Raw genomic sequence first — 22,847 nt, 5'->3', positions numbered from 1 at the left:
AAAAGGCTCGCCGGAAGGACTTCACCGCTATGAGACGATATTGACCAAAGCGTGATCCATCACCGCATTTCCTCCGGTGCATGGACGCCGATCAGCGCCAGACCTGAGGCAATGACGGCCGCAACCGCGCGAACCAGGGCCAGTCTCGCCAAGGTCAACCTTCGCTCTTCAGGGTTAACAAAGCGTAAGCCGGGCACGTCCCGGCCGCGATTATACTGGGCGTGGAAAGTCTGGGCGAGATCATAGAGGTAGAAGGCGATCCGGTGCGGTTCCTTCGCCTCGGCGGCCGACTGTACCAGGCGCGGATATTCGGCGAGCTTGCGGATCAGCCCGATTTCGCCCTCGTCCGCCAGCAGCGCCAGAAGTGCAGAATCGCTCTCGGCGTCGGTGACGGCGATCCCCTCGCCCGCCGCCTGTCGCTCGACCGCCTTGGCGCGCGCATGGGCGTACTGGACGTAGAAGACCGGGTTATCCTTCGACTGCTCGGTGACCTTCTGGAAGTCGAAGTCGAGCGGCGCGTCGCTTTTGCGGAACAACATCATGAAGCGGACGGGATCGCGCCCGACCTCCTCGACGACGTCGGCGAGAGTCACGAAGTCGCCCGAGCGCTTCGACATCTTCACCGGCTCGCCGTTGCGGTAGAGCTTGACCAGCTGGCAGAGGACGACGTCGACCTCGGCGGTGCAGCCGGACACCGCCTTCGCCACCGCTTCCAGCCGCTTGACGTAGCCGCCGTGGTCGGCGCCGAGGACGAAGACCATCTCCTGGAAACCACGGGCGAACTTGTCCTGAAAGTAGGCGACGTCGGCGGCGAAGTAGGTGTAGCTGCCGTTCGACTTGACCAGCGGACGGTCCATGTCGTCGCCGACATCGGTCGAGCGCAGCAGCGTCTGCTCGCGGTCCTCGTAGTCCTCCGGCAGCTGGCCCTTCGGCGGCGGCAGCGCGCCCTGGTAGACGAAGCCCTTGTCCCGGAGATCGTCGATCGCCATCGCGATGCGACTGGCATTGGCGCCTTCCGGCACGGCATGCAGCGTCCGCTCGGAGAAGAACACCTCGTGCGTGATGCCGAGGAGCTTCAGGTCGTCGCGGATCATCATCATCATCGCGTCGATGGCGTAGTCGCGGATGACCGGCAGCCATTCGGCCTCGTCCTGGCCAAGGAACCGGTCGCCATAGCGGATCGCCAGCGCGTGACCGACCGGCTTCAGGTAGTCGCCGGGATAGAGCCCGGCCGGGATCTCCCCGATCGTCTCGCCCATCGCTTCGCGGTAGCGCAGGTAGGCCGAGCGGGCGAGGACGTTCACCTGTTCGCCGGCATCGTTGACGTAATACTCCTTCACCACCGTATTGCCGGCGAAGGCGAGGAGGTTGGCGATCGCGTCGCCGACCACTGCGCCGCGGCAATGGCCGACATGCATCGGCCCGGTCGGATTGGCCGAGACGTATTCGACGTTGATCTTGCGGCCGGTCGCCGTCCCGCAGCCGTAGTGCGCGGCATCCGTCAGGAGGACGGCGAGGTGCTTGGTCCAGAAGGCGGGCTGGAGCCGCAGGTTAATAAAGCCGGGGCCGGCGATCTCGACCGCGGCGACGTCGCCGTCCTCCCGCAGCCGCACGGCGATCGCCTCCGCAAGATCGCGCGGCTTCAACTGCAGGGGCTTGGCCAGCACCATCGCGGCATTGCTGGCGAGGTCGCCATGGCTGGCGTCGCGCGGCGGCTCGACGGTGATCCGCGACAGGTCGGCCTCGGCGATTCCCTGAGCGGCCAGAGTCGCTTGCACCGCGGCTTTGATGCGAGTCTCGAAGTCGGCGAAAATGTTCATGTAGAGGTTCCAGAAGGGATCGCAGGCGGCCTGCCCCGTCGAAAGGGCGGGCGGTGGACGGACCATAGAGGAAGGCCCGCCATCAGGCGAGGATCGGCGCGCCTAACGCAAATCCGGGGTGGCGTCAAACAGCCGGCGGTGCTCGGCCAGGGCATAGCTGTCGGTCATGCCGGCGAGGTAGTCGGCGACGCGGCGGGCCTGGCGCGCCGGATCGGACGCCGCCGGCATCGTCCCGCCATCGCCGTGCATTTCGGCGGGATCGGCGAGGTAGCGGTCGAACAGATCGGCGACGACGGTCTCGGCCTGGTCCATCACCCGCATGATCGCCGGGTTGCGGTAGACGCGGCTGAACAGGAAGCGCTTGGTCTCGGCCTCCGCCGCCTGCATCGCCGGCGAGAAGGTCACCAGCGTGCGACCGGCATCGCGCACGCCGTCGGCATCCACCGGCTGGAGCGCTGAGAGCGCCGCGAAGGTCGTGCGGATCACGTCCTCGACCATGCGGGTGATGTGCCGGCGCATGATCTCGTTGATCAGCCGCGGCCGCTCGAGGCCGGGATAGGCGGCGCGGACCTCGCGAAGGATGCTGCCGGCGAGTTCGAGTTCGGCGAGATCCTCGATGTCGATGAGGCCCGCCCGCAGGCCGTCGTCGAGGTCGTGCGTGTCGTAGGCGATGTCGTCGGAGATAGCCGCCGCCTGCGCCTCGAGGCTGGCATGGCGGGAGAGGTCGAGCGGATAGAGCGCGTCGACGTCGAGGATCGGCTGCGGTACCGGCTCGCCGGTCGCGGCGGGTCCTGTCAGCGGCCCGTTGTGCTTGACCAGCCCCTCCAGCGTCTCCCAGGCGAGGTTCAGCCCGTCGAACTCGGCATAGCGCCGCTCCAGCGCGGTGACGATGCGCAGCGACTGGGCATTGTGGTCGAAGCCGCCGAAAGCGGCCATCTTCGCCGCCAGCACCCGCTCGCCGGCATGTCCGAAAGGCGTGTGGCCGAAATCGTGCACCAGCGCCACCGCCTCGGTCAGGTCCTCGTCGAGCCGGAAGGCGCGGGCGAAGGCGCGGGCGATCTGCGAGACCTCGATCGTGTGGGTCAGCCGCGTGCGAAAATGATCGCCTTCATAGGCGACAAAAACCTGCGTCTTGTGCTTCAGCCGGCGGAAGGCGGTGGAGTGGACGATGCGGTCGCGGTCGCGCTGGTAGGGCGTGCGGGTCAGGCTCGCCGCCTCCGCGACGTAACGGCCGCGGCTTGTCGCGGGATCGACGGCGAAGGGCGCACGGCCGTTCTGTCCCATGCCGATGGCGGGCATCTCAGCATCGGTCATGTCCGGATCGGTCCACTCTGGCTGGGCGCGGCGGCAAAGCCCGCGGGCGGCGATGGGAAACGGGGACGCGGATTGACCGTCCCCTCCGGCGTGCATACTTAAGGCGCAGCGTTTCAACAAGCAGAGGCCGGATGCCCGCCATGGCGGATGCCGGATGAGATCATGAGCGAAACGATCCCCGTCACCGTCTCCGACGCCGCCTTCAAGCGGATCGCCGCGATCGTCGCCAAGAGCGATGCAGGCCGCGCGCTGCGCATCTCGGTCGAGGGGGGCGGCTGCTCCGGCTTCTCGTACAAGTATGACCTTGCCGACGATGCAACGGCCGACGACCTCGTTCTCACCAAGGACGGCGCCACAGTCTTGATCGACCAGGTCTCGCTGCCCTATCTCGACGGCTCGGTCGTCGATTTCGTCGATGACCTGATGGGCCAGTCCTTCCAGATCCGCAATCCCAACGCCGTCGCGTCCTGCGGCTGCGGCACCAGCTTCTCGGTCTGATTCCCCGCTTATGCTCATCGCCACCTGGAACATCAACGGCATCAAGGCCCGCATCGACACGCTGCTGGCCTGGCTGACCGAGCGCTCGCCTGACATCGTCTGCCTGCAGGAGATCAAGAGCGTCGACGAGGGCTTTCCGCGGGAGGCGATCGAGGCGCTCGGCTATCACGTCGAGACGCACGGCCAGAAGGGCTTCAACGGCGTCGGCCTGTTGTCGAAGGTGCCGCCAAAGGATGTCTCACGTGGATTGCCGGGCGACGACAGCGACGAGCAGTCACGGTTCATCGAGGGCGTCTGGCGGGTGGGAGAGCGCACGATTCGCGTCGCCTCGATCTACCTGCCCAACGGCAATCCGATGGGCACGGATAAGTTCGACTACAAGCTGCGCTGGATGGCGCGACTGGAGACCCATGCGCGGTTGCGGCTGCAGGAGGAGAGCGACCTCGTGCTGGCCGGCGACTACAACGTCATTCCTCAGCCCGAGGACGTCAAGTTCCCGCAAGCCTGGCTCGGAGACGCCCTCTACCAGCCGGAAAGCCGCGCTGCCTGGCGCCGTCTGCAGAACCTCGGCCTCGTCGACGCACTGCGGGCGACGACGTCCGAGGCCGGCATCTACACGTTCTGGGACTACCAGGCCGGCGCCTGGCAAAAGAACAACGGCATCCGCATTGACCACCTGCTGCTCTCCCCGGAAGCCGCCACCCGCCTCGCCTCCGTCGGTATCGACAGCCATGTCCGCGGTTGGGAAAAGCCGTCGGACCACGTGCCGGTGGTGATTGAACTGGCGGTGTGAGACGGGGGCGAACCCTCAAGCGCTCGTCATCCCGGACTTGATCCGGGATGACGAGCGTCGCGTGAAAAGGGGCAGGACGTCTTGCGCATGCAAAGATGCTGGCCGTCTCTCCGGCGCGATCAGCAACCATAGGCCAGCGACAGCCGTCCTCATGCTATTTGCGAGGCCCCTGACCTCTTGTGACCGCCCCTGACCGTCTTTTGGCCGAACCAGTGCAGGACGCCCGCACGACGGCCAACCCTGCGACCCTCAATTCCCTGCAAACCCTCTGCCGCCCTCGGCGTAGGCGAGCGCCGTGCGGCGGTCGGCTTCGGTGGCGAGCGAGAAGGCCTCTTCCTGCAAGGGGCGGATCCAGGCCTGGTCGGTCGGCTCGGCTTGCTTCAGCGCCGCGGTGAGCATGGCAAGACCGCGGACCGGTTCGGCGCGCAGCTTGATCTTCTCGCCGTCGAACAGGAGATAGCCGAGCAAGGCCTGGGCGCTGACATTGCCTTTTTCGGAGGCGAGCTTCAGCCAGCGGGCGGCCTGGCGCGGGTTCGGGCGACCACCCTCGCCGTTCAACAGCATGCGGCCGAGCTGGTACTGTGCGCGCGGATCGCCGAACACCGAGGCGGCGTGGAAGTAGAGCTGCCGGGCCTGCGACAGGTCGACCGAGACCGGCGAGTCCGGAATGCCCTTGCGCATGTAGTCGGCAAGCGCCGTTACCGAGCTCGCGACATAGGCGGCGTTCGGCGAGGATGACGTGTCGTCCTGCTCGGCATTGATGATCTCCTCGAAGATCTTGAACGCCTCGAAGTCGTTCTTCGGCACGCCGTCGCCCTCGGCATACATCTGCCCGAGCTTCCAGCGCGCGCCGGGATGGCCCTTGTCGGCGGCATAGCGCAGGGCTTCCACCGCCTCGGTCTTCTCGCCGCGCTTGTAGGCTTTGAAGCCGAAGGAGAAGAGCTCCATCGGGCCGGCATCGGGGGTGACGAGGGTGTTCGGGTCGAGCGCAAGGCTAGGCCGGACGCCGACGCCGACGACCGCGGCAAGCGACAACGCCGCAAGGATTAGCGCGCGCGGCAGGCTGCGGCCGGCGCGGGAACAAGTCGTCAGGGAGACGAGGGCTGCCCTAGAGGTCTGCATAGGTGTGCTTCTCGGCAGCGCCGCCGGGATGGGTGACGGCGCCCTGGCGGGCGGAGCCGACCTGCTGTGCGTATTTCCAGATCGAGCCCGAGGCGTAGTTGGTCTCCCGCGGGCGCCAGGTGGCGGCGCGCGCGGCCAGCTCTTCGACGCTGACGCGCACGGACAGCGTGCCGGCGATGGCGTCGAGATCGATGATGTCGCCGTCCCGCACATGCGCGATCGGGCCGCCGGTCGCCGCCTCCGGCCCGACATGGCCGACGCAGAAGCCGCGGGTGGCGCCGGAGAAGCGCCCGTCGGTGATCAGCGCCACCTTGTCGCCCATGCCTTGCCCGTAGAGCGCGGCGGTGGTGGACAGCATCTCGCGCATGCCCGGTCCGCCGCGCGGGCCCTCGTAGCGGATGACCAGCACGTCGCCTTCGGCATAGGCCTTGCTCGAGACCGCCGCGAAGCACTCTTCTTCCGAGTCGAAGCAGCGCGCGGGGCCGGAGAAGATCAGGTTGCCCATGCCGGCGACCTTCACGATCGCGCCGTCCGGCGCGAGGTTGCCGCTGAGGCCGACGACGCCACCGGTGACGGTGATCGGCTTGTCGGCCGGGCGCACGACGTCCTGCTCTTCGTTCCAGGCGATCTTCGCCATGTTCTCGGCGAGCGTCATCCCGGTGACCGTCATGCAGTCGCCATGCAAATAGCCGTTGTCGAACAGCGTCTTCATCAACAGCGGAATGCCGCCGGCCTCGAACATGTCCTTGGCGACGTAGCGGCCACCCGGCTTCAGGTCGGCGATATAGGGCGTGCGCTTGAAGATCTCGGCGACGTCGAAGAGGTCGAACGCGATGCCGGCCTCGTGTGCGATGGCCGGCAGGTGCAGCGCGGCATTGGTCGAGCCGCCCGAAGCAGCGACGACGGCAGCGGCATTTTCAAGCGACTTCCGCGTGACGATGTCGCGCGGCCGGATGTTCTTGGCGAGGAGCTCCATCACCTTTTCGCCGGCGGTGTAGTTCAGCTGCTCGCGGATCGAATAGGGGGCTGGCGCACCGCAGGAATAGGGCAGCGCCAGGCCGATCGCTTCGGCGACGGTCGCCATGGTGTTGGCGGTGAACTGCGCGCCGCAGGAGCCGGCGCCCGGACAGGCGGCCTGCTCGATCTCCGAGAGGCCGGCATCGTCGATCGCGCCGACCGAGTACTGCCCCACTGCCTCGAACACGTCCTGAACCGTCACTTCCCGCCCGCGGAAAGTGCCCGGCAGGATCGAGCCGCCATAGATGAAGACAGAGGGCACGTTCAGCCGGACCATCGCCATCATCATGCCCGGAAGCGACTTGTCGCAGCCGGCGAGGCCAACGATCGCGTCATAGCCGTGGCCGCGCATGGTCAGCTCGACCGAGTCGGCGATCACCTCGCGCGAGACCAGCGAGGCCTTCATGCCCTGGTGGCCCATGGCGATGCCGTCGGTGACGGTGATGGTGACGAACTCGCGCGGCGTGCCCTTGGCGGCAGCGACACCCTTCTTCACGAACTGCGCCTGGTGCATCAGCGAGATGTTGCACGGCGCCGCCTCGTTCCAGCAGCTGGCGACCCCCACCAGCGGCTGGTGGATCTCTTCGGTGGTAAGGCCCATGGCGTAGAGATAGGAGCGATGCGGCGCGCGGGACGGGCCTTCCGTCACATGACGGCTCGGCAGTCTCGACTTGTCGAATGTTGTTACCAACGCCACATCCCTCACATACCCATCAGGACCAGCGCCCCCGCGCCATGCCTGCAGCCATTCCCCCCGAATGACGACCCTGAGGTGAGCGTCGTTTATGGCGGCAAGGCGGCAATGTCCCGTTGGGCGTGTATAGCCGATGCAAGATTGCAATAGTGTTGCCAGAAGCCCACAAGGCTATGGGATCGTATGGCAGGAACACGCGGTAAGGCGCTGAACTGAAACCAAAAAAGGCGCACCTCCCGGCGCGCCCATTAATTTTGTGCAGTGAACACTCAACGCCGCATCAAACGACGGGAATCGCGCCCTCCGCGTTGGCTCCGCAGCTCGCTGCCGATTGAAAGGCTTGACCCCTTCATCCGGTGCTGCTGCGCCGCCGCAGCGTACTCTCAGAAGCTGAGCTTCAACGAGGCGTTGCCGGCGTAGACGAAGGTCCCGTCCACGCTGCCGTTGAAGAAGGCGCCCTCGGAAATCTTCTGCTCGCCGGACGTCCAGTAGCCGACGAGACCGCCGAAGCGAAGCTCGCTCCACTTGTTCTGCTTGAACGAGACACCGCCGGAAACGGTGTATAGATCGGTGTAGGTCGTCTCCGCGCCGGTCGAAACGCCCTTGTCGTAGCCGAGCGTCAGGACGCCGGAAATCTCGTCGTTGAAGGCGCGGCCGATGCCGATGCTGCCGGTGTAGCCGTCCTTCCAGTGATAGGGCGAGAAGCTGGAGGAGGAACCAAGGGTCGGGCTCGAGATCGTGCTGACGACCTCGTTATTGGTGCTCCAGTCCGTCCAGCGGAAGGAACCCAGCAGCAGCGTGCCCGGCGCAATGCCGGTCTGGGCGTTGATGGTCAGCGTCTGCGGGCTGACAGCATCGCTGAGGACCGAGTCGACGTTGAGGACGCTGCCGACGCCGAGGCCGCGCTGCGCCAGCGCTGCCGAGACGGCGCCGCCGAAGGCGGTCGGAATGCTCGCCTGCTGGCCGTTCGGCAAGGTCAGGAAGGCGGTGTCGGAAATTTCGACCGTGCCGGAGCCGCGGATATCGTCGTGCCGAACCTCGGAGCGGTAGAGAATTTGTGCGCGAAGCGCGATCTCCGGGCGCTCGTAGGCCGCACCGATGCGGTACCCGAGTTCAAAATCGCCGTCGCTGTCGACGTCGACGAGCGTCGGCAGGGTGATCTGCGCGCCGCGCAGGGCTGCGACGAGCCCTGCCCCTTGGGCGCCGGTCGACCGGAACAGCGGGTTCAGATTGCGCTCGCCGATGCTGCTGCCGTCGAAGCTGAAATCCTCGACGAACAGGCCGCCGATGAAGCTGAACCGCGCGGCCTCGGTGGAATAGCTGACACGGCACGTCGCGCCGAATTCGTTCGTGGTGAAGTCCGTGCTGATCGTCTGCGAGGTGGAAGTGGCAGAGGATACCTGCCGCGGAAGGGCGCCGTTCGGCGCACCGCTGTAATCGGCCTCGGCCGCGAACGGGATGGTGTAGGTTCCGGCGCAGGCGAAGCCTTCATTGCCGAAAGCGACGGCGAGCGACGGGATCTTGTACGTCCCGGTATAGTCGCCGAATTCGCCCCTCTGGCCGTTGATCGAATCAAAACCGCGGTTGGGGTTGACGTAGGTGAAGCCGAAACGCGACGACACCGCGCCTTGCTCATACAGGATGTCGGTATCGGCAGCGCCCCGCTGGAAGCCGCCCGCCATGGCCATCGACGCGGAAAACACCAACGCCAGGGCGCTTCCTGCCGTGATCAGCTTCAGAGTCCGCATCGCCTGCCCCCATCCATGTTCGTCCTCCCCCGAGGAGCCGGGCTTTCACATCCCGTTGACGCAAACGTAAATGAAAAGATCGGGTTTGCAACGGAACGAAATGGGTCCGACGGTTGCCGACGACAGTTTCGCCACAGTCTCGCCGCTTCCGGCATTGAGTCCGAAAGCACTGTTAAGCGGCTGGCGATGCTGTGAAAATTCGTTCGGCTAGAAATGCCGACGGCCCTCCGGCGGGGTTCTCCGCCGAAGGGCCGTCCAATCGCCAACGAAGCGTGGCGAAAATGCGACAGTAGTGAGCGGCGCCTTCAGTCGTCCTGAAGCAGCAGGAGCGCCTGCGAGAGCTTCTCGGCCTCCAGACGATAGGCCTCGCGCTTGCGGCGCTCCTCCTCGACGATGTCGTCGGGCGCGTTGGCGACGAAACGCTCGTTGCCGAGCTTCTTATCGATCCGCCCCATTTCGTCGAGCGCCTTGCCGTGTGCCTTCGTGAGGCGTGTCCTCTCCGCCGAGATGTCGATCATTCCCTCCAGCGGCAGCGCGAAGGTGGCGCCCCCGACGAGGATCTGCGCCGACTGCCGCGGCGCGACGTCCGCCGTGGCGATCGAGGACAGCCGGGCCAGCCGCTTCAGCGAGGCATCGTGGCGCGCCAGCCGTCCGGCCAGCAGGTCATCCGGCTGAACCGCGACGAAGGCCGCTTCGGCGCCCGGCGGGACATTCATCTCGCTGCGCACCGACCTGATCTCGTTGACCATCTCGATCAGCCAGTTGATGTCGCCCGCCGCATCGGCATCGACGAAATCCACCGACGGCCAGTCGGCATGGCAGAGCAGCGTCGCGCGCGGCGCGGCCTCCGGCGCCGTCAGCGTCCAAAGCTCCTCCGTCAGGAAGGGCATGAATGGATGCAGCAGCGCAAAGACGCGATCGAGCACATAGCCGGTGACGCGCCGCGTCTCCTCTTTCGCCGCCTCGTCCTCGCCGAGGAAGATCGGCTTCGACAGCTCGAGATACCAGTCGCAGAAATTATTCCAGACGAAGCGGTAGAGCGCGCCCGCGGCCTCGTTGAAGCGATAGGCCTCTATCGCCTTCTCGGTCTCGGCGACCGTCCGCGACAACTCCGTCATCAGCCAGCGGTTCAGCTGCAGCGTCAGCGTCGACCCGTCGACCGCAACGCCATGCTCTGCGCCGTTCATCCCGGCAAAGCGCGTGGCATTCCAGAGCTTGGTGCCGAAGTTGCGGTAGCCGGCGATGCGCTGGGTATCGAGCTTCACGTCGCGGCCCTGCGCCGCCATGATCGCGAGCGTGAACCGCACCGCGTCGGCACCGAACTCGTCGAACAGCTCGATCGGGTCGATGACGTTGCCTTTCGACTTCGACATCTTGGCGCCGTTCTTGTCGCGGACGAGCGCATGCACGTAGACGGTCTGGAACGGCTCCTCGCCCATCACGTGCAGGCCCATCATCATCATCCGGGCGACCCAGAAGAAGATGATGTCGAAGCCGGTGACCAGCGCCGAGGTCGGGTAGTAGGTGGCGAGCTCCGGCGTCTTCTCCGGCCAGCCCATGGTCGAAAACGGCCAGAGGGCGGAGGAGAACCAGGTATCGAGCACATCCTCGTCGCGGGTGATGAGGTTGGCGCGCAGCGCCGGGTCCTCGGCCATGGCGCGGGCCTCCTCATCGGAGATCGTGCCATTGGTCACGTAGTGCGCGAGGGCGGCGGCGACCGCCTCCTCCTCAGTCTTGGCGACGAAAATCTTGCCGTCCTGGCCATACCAGGCGGGGATCTGATGTCCCCACCAGAGCTGGCGCGAGATGCACCAGGGCTGGATGTTCTCCATCCACTCGAAATAGGTCTTGTCCCAGTTCTTCGGGACGAAGTTGGTGCGGCCCTCGCGCACGCTGGCGATGGCGGGTTTCGCCATGGTCGCCGCATCCACGTACCACTGGTCGGTGAGGTAGGGCTCGATCGGCACGCCGCTGCGATCACCGTGCGGGACGGTGTGCGGGTGATCCTCGATCTCCGCGAGATATCCGCCCGCCTCCATCATCTCGACGATCTTCGCCCGCGCGGCAAAGCGGTCGAGGCCGTGGATCGCGGCGATGGTCGCGTCGAGCTCGGCCGTGTGCTCGAGGCCGGCGAGGAAGTCCTCGTTCTCGGCGAGCGTGATCGCCGCCTCGATCGTCATCAGGTTGATCTTGGCCAGATCGTGCCGCTTGCCGACCTCGAAATCGTTGAAGTCGTGCGCCGGGGTGATCTTCACCGCGCCCGAGCCGGCCTCGGGATCGGCATAGTCGTCGGCGACGATCGGGATCAGGCGGCCGACCAGCGGCAGGCGCACGTGCTTGCCGACCAGCGCCTGGTAGCGCTCGTCCGCTCCATTCACCGCGACGCCGGTATCGCCGAGCATGGTCTCGGGACGCGTGGTGGCAACAGTGATGAAGCTGGCCGGGTTCTCCGGATCGAAGACTTCGCCTTCAATGGGATAGCGGAAGTGCCAGAGATGGCCCTTCACGTCCTGCTGCTCGACCTCGAGGTCGGAGATCGCCGTCAGCAGCTTGGGGTCCCAGTTGACGAGCCGCTTGTCCTTGTAGATCAGCCCCTTGTCGTAGAGATCGACGAACACGGTGCGGACGGCCTCGGACAGGCCTTCGTCCATGGTGAAGCGCTCGCGCGACCAGTCGCAGGAGGCGCCAAGCCGGCGCAGCTGGCCGAGGATGGTGCCGCCGGACTCCTGCTTCCACTGCCAGATCCGCTCGACGAAAGCCTCACGGCCCATGTCGCGGCGGCCCGGCTCCTTGCGCTCGCGCAGCTGGCGCTCGACGACCATCTGAGTCGCGATGCCAGCATGGTCCATGCCCGGCTGCCAGAGGACGTTCTTGCCGCGCATGCGCTCGAAACGGACCAGCACGTCCTGCAGCGTGTTGTTCAGCGCGTGGCCGATGTGCAGCGAGCCAGTGACGTTCGGCGGCGGGATGACGATCGAATAGGGCTCGGCACCGGGCTTGGCGCCCGCGCCGGCGCGGAAGGCGTCCGCCTCCTCCCAACGCTCGGCGATGCGGGGCTCGAGGCTGGCGGCGTCGTAGGTCTTCTCGATCATGATGGCGTCCGATGGAAAGCAGGAAGGCGTATCGCCCCGGTTACGCCTAAGCTTTCCGCCGTGTCAACGAATCCCGGCGCCGAGCCTCAGCGGCGGGGTCCGCGCGATACGCGTTCGATCTCTTCGCGCACCATGCGCTCGACGATGCGCGGCAGGTTGTCGTCCAGCCATTCTTGCAGCATCGGCCGGAGCATTTCGCGCGCCATTTCCTCCATCGACTTCATCTGCCCGTCGCGGATGGCCCGGGCGAGATCGTCGAAGGCGGCCGCGACCTGCGCGCCGGCGGCTTCCGACATCAGCGAGGACGCAGCCGTGATCACCGAGGGCTCCGGGACCGGTGCGGGCGGCACCGGCGCGGCCTCTGCCGAGTCCCGCCCGAGGCCGACCGCGCGGTGCAGTTCGGAGCTGAATTCCTCTTCGTCGAAGCCAGCGACTAGGTCGACGGTCTCGGCCGCATCCGCTGCAGCGGACGCAGTTGCTGCGGCGGGCGCTCCTGCAGAGGCGGCGACAGGTGCCGGGCGGCTCACCTCGACCACCGGGATGGAAACGTCTCGGTCGGCGGCGACGATCGCGACGTCCGGCAGCGCAGCTGTTGGAGCCGGCACAGCCGTCGCCTGCGATGCTTTCGCGGCCTCCCCCTCGCCCATCGCGGGTCTGGCGGTGCCTTCCGCCGGCAATGGCGATGGCGACGCCTCGCGCCCAAAGGCCCCGGCGAGCGACAGCCCGTCACGGGTCACGCCCTCCCGCAGGAGAGCCCGCGGCGGAAGCTCGGGGCGGCGCGGCATGGGCTCGCGCCGCGGCACACGCGACCGCGAGCGCAGAAGGGTCGACGATTCCAGTGAGGTTGGCTCGGGCGAGGCCGGCACCCGCGACTCTGGCTCGGACGGCGGCGTGGCAACGAAGACGTCTGCGGTTTGGGCAGCCTGTTCCGCGGCAGCGACTGGCGCGTCATCGTGGACCGACGCCTCTTCGTCCGTGGCGGTCACGTCGACGTCGACCGCAGGCGCGGTCTCAACGCCCTTCCGGGGCGCATCGCCATTGGCCGGCGCGAAGTCGCGGGCGAGCGTGCCGAAATCCCAGTCAGGGCCGTCGGCGGACATATCGGCATCGCCGCCGCTCGGCGCGGGATGCCCGTGCAGAGCGTCGCCCGCAGGCTTCGGCCGTTCGTCGCCGCTCTCGATAATCCGGCGTATCGACGCCAGGATTTCTTCCATCGAAGGCTCTTTAAGGGAAGGCGCATTGCTCATGGGGGCTGCCTGCATCTTCGAGAACGGCCGCACGCGGTCGAATCATGAAGATCAGCCTAACGCGAAAGCCGGCGGGAAAGAATCCCCGGCCGGCTTTCGCAGTCGATATCACCAGATGAATACGCTCGTCGGACGCGGGCGGCCTAGCGGCCGTCGGGTGTGCGCATGCCCGACCACTTGTCCTTGACGGCTTCGTAGTGCTGCTTCGGCTCGTAGACGGCGACCGCGAGCTTTAGGCGGGTGACCGAGAGGCGACCGATCGCCGAGGCCAAGGCGTAGCTCGCCACCACCTCGTCGCGCTGCGCGCCGACGAGAAGGATTTGCGCCGAGATAAGGTCGCCCTGTGCGTTGAGGACGTCGAGCGTGGTGCGCTGGCCGACATTGCGCTCTTCGATGACGCCATTCAGCGCCAGCCGGGCGGCGCGGGTCTGAGCGTTGTAGCCTGTCACGTTGGCACGCGCGGCCTGCAGTTCCGCCCAGGCGGTGGCGACGGCGGCGCGCACGGCATCGCGCTGGCTGTCGACCTCGATCTGCCGCTGGCCCAGCACTTCCTTGAACTGACGGACCTGGGAGGCGACGATGCCGCCCTGGTAGATCGGAATGCTCAGCGTCGCGCCGACCGTTGCCGACATGTCGTTGCTGGTCGTCACGTCGACGCCCGGCAGGCTGTTGGAATTGGGCGTCGTGTCCGACAGCGCGTAGTCGTTGTCGACCGAACCGGACAGGCTGAGGGTCGGCAGTGCCTGACCTTCGGCGGACTTCACCTGGAACGCCGCGGCGTCAACCGAGTAGAGCGTCGCCAGGATCGCCGGATGCTCCTTCTGAGAGATCGCCAGCGCCTGGGTAATCGAGTTCGGCATCATGCTGTTCGGCGCTTTGCCGGGATCGAGCTGGTTCGGCGCATCGCCAATAATTTGGAGGTAGCTGGCCTCGCTGGTCGCGACCTGCGCCAGCGCCGAGTTCAGCAGCGCGGTCGCCAACGCCTGCTCGGCCTCGGCCTGCGCGACGTCGGTCCGGGTGCCCTCGCCGACGTCGAAGCGGGCGCTGGCGGCGCGCACCTGCTCGTTCAAGAAGGCGAGGTTCTGCCGGCGCAGCGCCGCGATCTGGCGGTCGCGCAGGACGTTCATGTAAACCGTCGCCGCATCGTAGAGCGTGTTCTGCTCGGTGTTGGCAAGGTTCTGCTGCGAGGCCTTCACTGTCGCTTCGGCCGAGCGCACGTTGTTCGGCGTCTGGAAGCCGTCGAAGAGGGTCTGGCTGACGGTGACGCCAAAGCCGATCTGGTCCGCGCGGTTGCGCTGCGTGGTGATGTTGTCGCCGTAGGTCGTCCGCGAGCGGGAAAGCTGTCCGCTGCCAGAGGCGGTAACCCGGGGACGCAAACCGCCCTTGGCCTGCGGCACGTTTTCGTCGGTCGCCCGCAACTGGGCACGGGCAACGTTCAGATCCTGATTGTTGCGATAGGCACGCGCCAGCGCGCCGGTCAGGCTTTCCGCGCTTACGCTTCCAACACCGGCCAACACGGTACCGGCCGCCAGCGCGACTTTGATCCAGGAATTAAACTTCACTCGACGTCTCCAGATCTAAAGTACCACCGCAGCCATATACCCTGTGGCCTGCGGTGTCCGCGTCGCAAAGAGATCAACCCGCAGTTTCCATCGGAAATTGCGGATCAACCCATGCGAACGCTGCTGCGACCCCCACATCACGTTAGCACTTGAATCGGCCGTATGGTGTGGCCGGAAACAAACACTCTAGAATGTAAATTTTGCAGTGCGCTCAAAGCCCGGCAGCGGCCGGATGCTGCAGTTGAAGGCGAAGCGACCGGACACGACGCCCTCCTCCTTCAGGTAAAGCATTGCCGCGGCAGCGTTTCCGAGACCCTCGACGGCGACGAGCCGACCGCCTTCCGCCAGCTGCGCGAAAATCGCGTCGGGGATCACGTCGACAGCCCCCTCAAAAAGGATGACGTCGTAGGGTGCGCCATCCGCAGCTCCGTTGGCGAGCGGCGCCTCGACCACGCGGCACGAATCGTGTCCGAGACGGGCGAGCGTCACCGTTGCGGCAGACGCCAGGTCCGTGTCCGACTCCACCGCCACGACGCTGGCGGCCAGATGCGAGATGATGGCCGCCGAGTATCCGGTGCCGCAACCGATATCGAGCACCCTGTCGTCGCCGTCGATCTGCACCAGCTGAAGGAGCTTGGCGAAGGGCGAGGCCTCCATGACGAAGCGGCCCGGACCGATCGGCAGATCGCCGTCGATATAGGCAAGACTCTGGCGCGGACCGGTGACGAAAGCCTCACGCGGCACACTGAGGAAAGCCTGAAGAATGCGCAGGTCGGTCACATCCGTGGTGCGGATCTGGTTGTCGACCATCTTGATGCGAGCGGCTTCGAAATCCATGTCCGCGGTCCCGTCTGCGAGCGATGCCATCCCTTAGTCGCCCGTCCCGGGCTGTGCAAGACGGAACGCCGGAAGGCACGGGGCAAGGCGTTGCCGCCGAAGCTTACGCCAGCCGGCATACCGCTCAGATGGCAGCATCAACGCCGTCCGTGTTGCCTTGGCGCGATAATAAGCATGCTGAGCCAGACAGCCTATAAACTAGGCGATCCATGCCACTTCTGCATAAGTCGCGTGCAGTCTTTGCTCTTCTTTTACGCACACGCGCGGCGTATCTAGGCAACATCAAACCAACCCGAAAGCACACCAACACCATGTTCGCCCAGCTCGCCAACCGCATCAAAGACTTCCGCGCTCACCGCCGCACCGTCAGCCTGCTGTCGCAGATGGAAGACCGGCAGCTGTGGGACATCGGTCTGATCCGCGGTGACATCGATTCCGTTGTCCGCCGTGGCCGCATCCAGCATTAATCTCTGGGCATCCTGCGATGAGGCGAACGTCCTCGTCGAAGTGAGATGTTAGAGAAGGCAAGACGCTGCGTTTTGTGTGATGCCTCCAAGTGGGACGAACGCCGCGGAAACTGAGCTATACCCCGCCCGTTTTGAAGCCCCGTCGCACCCGCGGCGGGGCTTCTTTCATGTGACTATCCAGAGGGCTGCTTCTTCTCAATCAGCCCCGACGATCGGGCCCTCCCCGAACCCCGGTGTCCTCCAAGCCTTCCCGCACAGCAGCGTCGCGACGAGATCTCTGAGATCTTCGATGTCCTGCGGTATGCGGTCGTCACCGCGGCTGGCGGAGGCGTGGAAAATGCCGTCGAGGTGGAGCGTGATGGTCCTCGCCGTCTTGGCGACGTCGACATCGGCGAAGAGACCAGACGCCACGCCGCGGCCGATGCAGTCCTCGAGCAGCGCCTGTTCCAGGCGGTAGAAATCCGCGATCATTGCGTCGGTCGCCGCGTCGCGCGCACCGGAAGCGGCATAGTCGGCCATGATCTTCAACATCCGACCGATCGTCGGCGCCAACTCGACGTGCATGTCCAACCAGGCGTCGATGCCACCCTTCGGGTCGTCGGCACCGGCGCGCCGCGCTTCGTGGCCGGCGACGAGGCCCTCGACGACATGACCGATCGTCCGGCGGAAGAGCTGGTCCTTGCTCTCGAAGTAGTAGTGGATGAGCGCTGCGTTGATTCCGCAGGCTTCCGCGACATCGCGGACGGTGACGAGGCTGTAGTGGCGCCCGGCGAACTGGCGCAGGGCCTCGTCGAGGATCAGCGCGCACCGGGTCGCAGGGTCGAGCCGCTGCCGGATTGCGGTCTTCATCCAATCTCCTTCCGCGAGCATCCATCCCCCGCGCCGCCATTTGGCCATGCCGGCTGGTGGGTGGGCAGACGCTGACCATGCGCTGCATAATTCGCGCTCTTCCGCCTGTAAATTACAACCATATCAATGCCTTGAAGGATGGTATGACGCCATTTCTTTGAGCTGTGCAAACGCCGGGAACCGTCTCATATTAATCCATCGGTGAATAGCGCCAACCCGCCGGCGCGTCGATCAGGAGCCCCGGATGAAACGTCTGTTCCGCGCCGCCGTCCTTACCCTTGCCATGAGCCTTGCCGCCACCGCCGGCCATGCGGAGGAGCGCAAGAGCTTCAAACTCGGCTACAGCATCTATGTCGGCTTCATGCCCTTCGCCTGGCTGAAGAGCTCCGGCGTCATGAAGAAATGGGCGGACAAATACGGCATCGACGTCGAGATCGTGCTGCTCAACGACTACGTCTCCGGCGTCAACCAGTTCATCGCCGGCGATCTCGACGCCTATGGCGTCGCCAGCATGGACGCGCTGGTGATGCCGGCGGCGGGCGGCGTCGACACTTCGATCTTCCTCCTCGGCGACTATTCCAATGGCAATGACGCGGTCGTCTCGAAATCGGTCAAGTCGGTCGCCGACTTGAAGGGACAGGAGGTGCACCTCCTGCAGTTCAGCGTCTCGCACTACCTGCTCAACCGCGCTTTGGCGCTGGCCGGCCTGAGCCTCGGCGACGTCAAGACGGTGAACATCTCCGACTCGGAGATCGCCGCGGCCTACCTCACCCAGCCCGAAATGGTGACGGCGGCGACGTGGAAGCCGATGGTGCCGGACATGGTGAAGAGCGTGGCAGGTTCCGAGATCATCTTCGATAGCTCGAAGATTCCCGGCGAGATCATGGACGTCTTCATCGGCAAGACCGACGTGCTGAAGGACAACCCGGCCTTCGCCAAGGCGGTGACCGGCGCCTGGTACGAGGCTCTCGCCACGATGGAAGGACCGGACTCGGCGGGCATCGAGGAAGCGATGGCCGCCGGCATGGGCACCGACGTCGCCGGCCTCGCCACTCAGGTCGAGACGACGCACTTCTTCAAGACCCCGGCCGAGGCCGCCGCCTTCATGACCGACGCCAAGACCAAGGCGATCTGGGACAGCGTGCGCACCTTCTGCTTCGACCAGGGCCTGTTCGGCCAGGGCGCCGACAGCGTCGACGCCATCGGCATCGAGATGCCCGACGGCTCGGTGCTTGGCGCCAAGGAAAACATCAAGCTGCGCTTCGACCCGACGTTCGCGAAGATGGCGGCCGACGGCACGCTCTAGGCAGAAGCAGGCCGGGAACACGCGCATGCGCCGCATCATCAACTATCCGCCGAGCCGCATGCAGAAGCTGGTGCTCGGCACCTTGCCCTTCCTACTCATCCTTCTCGTCTACGTCCTCGCCTCGAACGCCCGCCTCGCGGTGGCGCCGGCCGACAAGATCATGCCGAGCTTCGAGAGCTTCTATGCGGCCATCGTCCGGCTGATGACGAAGGTCGACCCGGCGATCGGCCAGCCGGTGTTCTGGTTCGACACCTGGCTGAGCCTCGGACGGCTCGGCACGGGTCTCGGGCTCTCGGCGCTGATCGGCCTCATCCTCGGCATCCCCATCGGCTTCATCCCGCAGCTTCGCGCGGCCTTCGATCCGGTGCTGGCGGCGCTGTCGCTGGTGCCGCCGCTCGCTCTGCTGCCGATCCTCTTCATCGCCTTCGGCCTCGGCGAACTGTCGAAGATGGTGCTGATCGTCTTCGGCGTCGCGCCCTTCCTCGTTCGCGACGTGGTGCTGCGGGTGGCGGCGATCCCGCGCGAGCAGATCGTCAAGGCGCAGACGCTCGGCGCCTCGACCTGGCAAATGCTGCTCGACGTGGTCCTGCCGCAGGTGCTGCCGCGGCTGATCGATTCGGTGCGCCTGTCGCTCGGCACCGCCTGGCTCTACGTCATCGCCGCCGAGGCGATCACCGCCGAGGGCGGCCTCGGCTACCGCATCTTCCTCGTCCGCCGCTACCTCGCGATGGACGTGATCCTGCCTTACGTCTTCTGGATTACCCTCCTCGCCTTCCTGATCGACCTCGCCCTCCGCCAGCTCTCACGCGCGGCCTTCCCCTGGAACGAGCTGAAGGACGCCTGATGACGGAAATCCGCTTCGACGGCGTCTGGAAGGAATACGGGCCGGCGATCATCCTCGAGAACATCAACTTCACGCTGGCCGATCACGAATTCCTGGTGATCGTGGGCCCAAGCGGCGTCGGCAAGACGACGCTGCTGCGCATGCTGCTCGCGCAGGAGCGTCCGACACGCGGGCAGATCCTGCTCGACGGCAAGCCGATCGCCGCAGAGCCGACCGCCGACCGGGGCGTCGTATTCCAGCGCTACTCGGTGTTCCCGCACCGGACGGTCCTCGCCAACGTCATGACCGGCCCGCAATGGGCCGCCTCCCCCTTCACCGGCCGCCTGTTCGGTGCGGCTAAGCGGGCGCTGCGGGACGAGGCTATGACGCTGCTTCAGCGTGTCGGCCTCGCCGAGTCCGCGGGAAAATATCCGCAGCAGCTCTCCGGCGGCATGCAGCAGCGCCTCGCCATCGCGCAGGCGCTGATTAACCGGCCGAAAGTGCTGCTCCTCGACGAACCTTTCGGCGCGCTCGATGCCGGGACCCGCAAGGCCATGCACACGCTGGTCGGCGAACTGTGGGCCGAGCATGAGATGACCATCGTCATGGTCACGCACGACCTTAACGAGGCCTTCCTCTTGGGCACGCGCGTGATGGCGGTCGACAAGGCGCGGCACGATCCGCACGCGCCGGAGCGCTACGGCGCCGGCATATGCTCGGACTTCGCCACCAAGCTGCGCATCGTGCGCGACAGCCAGCGATTCGAGGCCCGGCGCTTAGCCGCCGCCACTCCCTCTCATCTCTCCCTCGTAAAGGACTGACATGACCGACAAGCGCTTCCACCTTGCCTGGTTCATGAACTTCACGCCGGACGAGTGGCGCGAGCCTTTCGGCCAGGGCGGCCTGCCCTGGGACGGCGCGTTCTACGTCGAGATGGCGCAAACACTGGAGCGCGCCTGCTTCGACTACATCATGATCGAGGACAAGCTGATGGTGCCGCAGAGCTATGGCGGCTCGACCGAGGCGGCGCTGAAACTCGGCATGATGGTGCCGAAGCACGACCCGGTGCCGCTGGCGGTGGCCATGGGCATGGCGACGTCGAAGCTCGGCATCGTCGCCACCATGTCGACGCTCGCCTACCCGCCCTTCCTGATGGCACGCCTCTCCTCCACCATCGACAGCCTGACCAAGGGCCGCTTCGGCTGGAACATCGTCACCTCCGCCGAGGACCTCGCCGCCCAGAATTTCGGCCTCGACAAGCTGCCGCTGCGCGAGACCCGCTACGAGATGGCGGACGAGTACATGGAGGTGATGGGCAAGCTGTTCTCCAGCTGGGAACCGGATGCCGTGGTGCTCGACCGCGAGGCCGGCGTCTATGCCGACCACACCAAGGTCCATACGATCGACCACGTCGGCAAGCACTTCAAGGTTCGCGGCCCGCTGAACACCGTGCCTTCGCCGCAGGGCCGCCCTGTTTACGTTCAGGCCGGCGCCTCGCCGCGCGGACGCGACTTTGCCGCCCGCCACGCCGATTCCATCATCTCCGTCGCCTCGGGCGTCGAGAGCATGAAGGCGTTCCGGGCGGACCTGCGCGCCCGGGCCGCGGCGATGGGCCGGGATCCCGACGAGATCAAGGTGCTGTTCTGCGTCACCCCGACGATCGGCGAGATCGAGAAGGACGCACACGAGCGGCACGCGCGGCAGATCAATGCGCCGAACTTCATCATCGACATCCTCGCCTCGCTCTCGGCGATCACCGAGATCGACTTCGCGCAGTTCGATCTCGACAAGCCGCTGCCGGAGAAGCTTGTCACCAACGGCGAATCGGGGACGCTCGACAAGTTCCAGCAATGGGGCAGCGGCAAGACCTTGCGCGAGCTGGTGGTCGACGGAGCCGGCGGCGTCGTCTCCTCGGTGGAGCTGATCGGCACGCCCGACCAGGTGGCGGCGCGGATGGGCGAGGTGATGGAGGAAGTCGGCGGCGACGGCTTCCTGATCACCACGCCTGTGCTGCGCGTCAGCCGGCGCTATCTCGTGGAGATCGCCGACGGACTGGTGCCCGCGCTGCAGAAACGCGGCCTTGTTCGCACGCATTATTCGCACGACATGCTGCGCGACAATCTGCGGGCATTCTAATCGCCGCCGACAGAGGCTATGGACGACACGATGACCTTGATTGCGCCCTTCATCCTCCCCGGCACGTCCGTAATCGCCGATGCCCCGACGACGGCGGAAGCCCTCGGCCTCCTCGAACGCCCGGTTGTCGAGCAGAAGGCCTATCGCGACGCCATGGCGAGCGTTGCTGCCGCGGTGCACATCATCACCACGGCCGGACCGAACGGCCCCGCCGGCTTCACCGCGACGGCGGTGAGCAGCGTCACCGACCAGCCGCCGACGCTGCTCGTCTGCGTCAAGCGCGAGAGCTCGGTCGGCGCCGCCTTTCAGGCCAATGGCGCGCTCTGCGTCAACACGCTGGCATCCACACAGGAACGGCTGTCCAACCTCTTCGGCGGAAAGACGCCGATGGCCGAGCGCTTCGCCGAGGCGGAATGGTCGACGGCGGTGACCGGCTCGCCGGTGCTGGCGGGCGCGCTGACCACCTTCGACTGCCGGATCGCGAGCGCGGTCGACGTCGGCACCCATGCCGTCCTGTTCTGCGAGGTCCTCGCGATCGTCGAGGGCCCGCCCGGTGACGGCCTCGTCTATGCCGGCCGCCGCTATGCTGCCGTGGCGGCGCGCGCCGAGAGCTGAACCGGCGAGGCAGGCCAACGCGGCGGCATATTGCCAAGGCGATGCGTGTAAGCGGTCATCGGAGGGGCACGGGTCGAAGCGGAGAGCGGCCGTCTGCGAAGTTCACGCCCCGCTTGCGACCATACAGACACTGCGGGCAGGCTTAGTGTGGACGTTGCTCCCTAAGCCGTGGGTACGGTTCCGCAAGGGGCAGCCCCGTCACATCCAGTATCACATTAGTTTCACGGCCATCAGCCCCGTGGGGGCCGTCATGGGCGGAACGCAGGTCTGCGTCAGGCTTTACCTAAGCGATCCGCAAGACGGAGTGAGCCGGCCTCGAGGTCGGCGCAGCAAAGGATAATCCTATGAAGAACTTCATGATCGCCGCCGGTATCTCGATGATCGCCACCGCCGCTTTCGCCCAGTCCCCGGCCCCGGCCGACAGCAACTACAACGCCACCACCCAGCCGAACGGCGTGACCTCGTCGACCACCGCAGGCCAGGGCACGGGCGCCGGCGCCGATATGGCGAAGAAGCCGATGATGGGCACCGACGCGATGTCGACCGGCAGCATGACCCCGGACGCCAACGCCAACACACAGCCGAAGGGCGCAGGCCTCACCGCCGGCGGCAACAGCAACGCGTCGACCGACGTCAACGGCGTCTCGTCCTCGACCTCGGGCGGCCAGGGCACCGGCGCCGGCGCCGACATGGCCAAGTAAGCTTAAGCCTCAGTAACTCAAAAGCGCTCCGCCTCCCGGCGGGGCGTTTTTTGTTTGTGCCAATAGTCGCCAGCCCCATTCTTCTGAAGCGCCCGTCAATGGTCGCCTACACCCTGAACCTCTTGAAGCGACACAGAGCACATCGGGGTTACCTCTTCAGCGCCCTTCCACAGCCCACCGGCAAGTCCGAGACTGGCCAGCAGGCA

At 66.1% G+C, this 22,847-nt stretch carries 19 protein-coding genes; 9 read left to right on the top strand and 10 right to left on the bottom strand.

What is annotated here, in order from left to right; all coding sequences use genetic code 11:
- Positions 1–59: 59 nt before the first annotated feature.
- Positions 60–1,820, bottom strand: coding sequence for an arginine--tRNA ligase (gene argS, locus ACZLZQ_RS14825; RefSeq protein ID WP_472950040.1), 1,761 nt, complete (start codon positions 1,818–1,820; stop codon positions 60–62).
- A 102-nt stretch (positions 1,821–1,922) separates the two neighbouring features.
- Positions 1,923–3,134 (bottom strand): deoxyguanosinetriphosphate triphosphohydrolase, encoded by a 1,212-nt coding sequence (locus ACZLZQ_RS14820; RefSeq protein ID WP_472950039.1) that lies wholly within the window; start codon positions 3,132–3,134, stop codon positions 1,923–1,925.
- Between the two features lie 162 nt (positions 3,135–3,296).
- Here ACZLZQ_RS14820 and ACZLZQ_RS14815 point away from each other — a divergent pair, with 162 nt between their 5' ends.
- Both ACZLZQ_RS14815 and xth read left to right on the top strand, forming a co-directional pair.
- Complete coding sequence (locus ACZLZQ_RS14815) at positions 3,297–3,632, top strand: HesB/IscA family protein (protein WP_472931859.1); 336 nt, start codon at positions 3,297–3,299, stop codon at positions 3,630–3,632.
- 10 nt (positions 3,633–3,642) lie between these two features.
- On the top strand, positions 3,643–4,425 hold the full coding sequence (gene xth / locus ACZLZQ_RS14810; RefSeq protein ID WP_472950038.1) for an exodeoxyribonuclease III: 783 nt from the start codon (positions 3,643–3,645) through the stop codon (positions 4,423–4,425).
- A 249-nt stretch (positions 4,426–4,674) separates the two neighbouring features.
- Here xth and ACZLZQ_RS14805 read toward each other — a convergent pair whose 3' ends face one another.
- From ACZLZQ_RS14805 to ACZLZQ_RS14775, 7 genes are all read right to left on the bottom strand, one after another.
- A complete protein-coding gene (locus ACZLZQ_RS14805) occupies positions 4,675–5,547 on the bottom strand; it encodes a tetratricopeptide repeat protein (protein ID WP_472950037.1) in 873 nt (290 codons plus the stop codon).
- Positions 5,534–7,255, bottom strand: coding sequence for a dihydroxy-acid dehydratase (ilvD, locus tag ACZLZQ_RS14800; RefSeq protein WP_472950036.1), 1,722 nt, complete (start codon positions 7,253–7,255; stop codon positions 5,534–5,536). The genes ACZLZQ_RS14805 and ilvD overlap by 14 nt, the downstream gene beginning before the upstream one ends.
- Before the next feature lie 386 nt (positions 7,256–7,641).
- Complete coding sequence (locus tag ACZLZQ_RS14795) at positions 7,642–9,006, bottom strand: long-chain fatty acid transporter (RefSeq protein WP_472950035.1); 1,365 nt, start codon at positions 9,004–9,006, stop codon at positions 7,642–7,644.
- 305 nt (positions 9,007–9,311) lie between these two features.
- Positions 9,312–12,098, bottom strand: a complete 2,787-nt coding sequence (locus ACZLZQ_RS14790) for a valine--tRNA ligase (RefSeq protein ID WP_472950034.1) — start codon at positions 12,096–12,098, stop codon at positions 9,312–9,314.
- 86 nt (positions 12,099–12,184) lie between these two features.
- Entirely contained in the window at positions 12,185–13,312 is a 1,128-nt protein-coding gene (locus ACZLZQ_RS14785; RefSeq protein ID WP_472950033.1) for a PopZ family protein, read from the bottom strand.
- A gap of 176 nt (positions 13,313–13,488) precedes the next feature.
- Positions 13,489–14,907: a TolC family outer membrane protein gene (locus tag ACZLZQ_RS14780; protein WP_472931852.1), complete on the bottom strand. Its 1,419-nt coding sequence runs from the start codon at positions 14,905–14,907 to the stop codon at positions 13,489–13,491.
- 186 nt (positions 14,908–15,093) lie between these two features.
- Positions 15,094–15,744, bottom strand: coding sequence for a protein-L-isoaspartate O-methyltransferase family protein (locus ACZLZQ_RS14775; RefSeq protein WP_472950032.1), 651 nt, complete (start codon positions 15,742–15,744; stop codon positions 15,094–15,096).
- A 311-nt stretch (positions 15,745–16,055) separates the two neighbouring features.
- On the opposite strand from ACZLZQ_RS14775, the gene ACZLZQ_RS14770 reads away from it, so the two are divergent.
- On the top strand, positions 16,056–16,211 hold the full coding sequence (locus ACZLZQ_RS14770) for a DUF1127 domain-containing protein (RefSeq protein ID WP_472950031.1): 156 nt from the start codon (positions 16,056–16,058) through the stop codon (positions 16,209–16,211).
- A 195-nt stretch (positions 16,212–16,406) separates the two neighbouring features.
- Here the strand turns inward: ACZLZQ_RS14770 and ACZLZQ_RS14765 are convergent, their stop codons facing one another.
- The gene (locus ACZLZQ_RS14765) at positions 16,407–17,060 is read right to left on the bottom strand and encodes a TetR/AcrR family transcriptional regulator (RefSeq protein WP_472950030.1); all 654 of its coding nucleotides are present in this window, start codon (positions 17,058–17,060) and stop codon (positions 16,407–16,409) included.
- Positions 17,061–17,304: 244 nt separating this feature from the next.
- Between ACZLZQ_RS14765 and ACZLZQ_RS14760 the strand changes: the two genes are divergently transcribed.
- The 6 genes from ACZLZQ_RS14760 (at position 17,305) to ACZLZQ_RS14735 (ending at position 22,641) form a co-directional block, all read left to right on the top strand.
- Positions 17,305–18,366, top strand: a complete 1,062-nt coding sequence (locus ACZLZQ_RS14760; protein WP_472950029.1) for a putative urea ABC transporter substrate-binding protein — start codon at positions 17,305–17,307, stop codon at positions 18,364–18,366.
- Between the two features lie 25 nt (positions 18,367–18,391).
- Entirely contained in the window at positions 18,392–19,210 is an 819-nt protein-coding gene (locus ACZLZQ_RS14755) for an ABC transporter permease (protein ID WP_472950028.1), read from the top strand.
- Entirely contained in the window at positions 19,210–20,010 is an 801-nt protein-coding gene (locus ACZLZQ_RS14750) for an ABC transporter ATP-binding protein (protein WP_472950027.1), read from the top strand. Before ACZLZQ_RS14755 ends, ACZLZQ_RS14750 begins: the two co-directional genes overlap by 1 nt.
- 1 nt (position 20,011) lies before the next feature.
- Positions 20,012–21,325, top strand: coding sequence for an NtaA/DmoA family FMN-dependent monooxygenase (locus ACZLZQ_RS14745; RefSeq protein ID WP_472950026.1), 1,314 nt, complete (start codon positions 20,012–20,014; stop codon positions 21,323–21,325).
- 30 nt (positions 21,326–21,355) lie between these two features.
- Positions 21,356–21,940 (top strand): flavin reductase, encoded by a 585-nt coding sequence (locus ACZLZQ_RS14740; RefSeq protein WP_472950025.1) that lies wholly within the window; start codon positions 21,356–21,358, stop codon positions 21,938–21,940.
- A gap of 344 nt (positions 21,941–22,284) precedes the next feature.
- Positions 22,285–22,641, top strand: coding sequence for a hypothetical protein (locus ACZLZQ_RS14735; protein WP_472950024.1), 357 nt, complete (start codon positions 22,285–22,287; stop codon positions 22,639–22,641).
- The last annotated feature ends 206 nt before the right edge of the window (positions 22,642–22,847 follow it).

Source organism: Mesocryomonas lacus (genome assembly GCF_055730105.2).
Note: the sequence above shows the minus strand (reverse complement) of the source record. Positions and strands in the feature narration are given on the sequence as shown.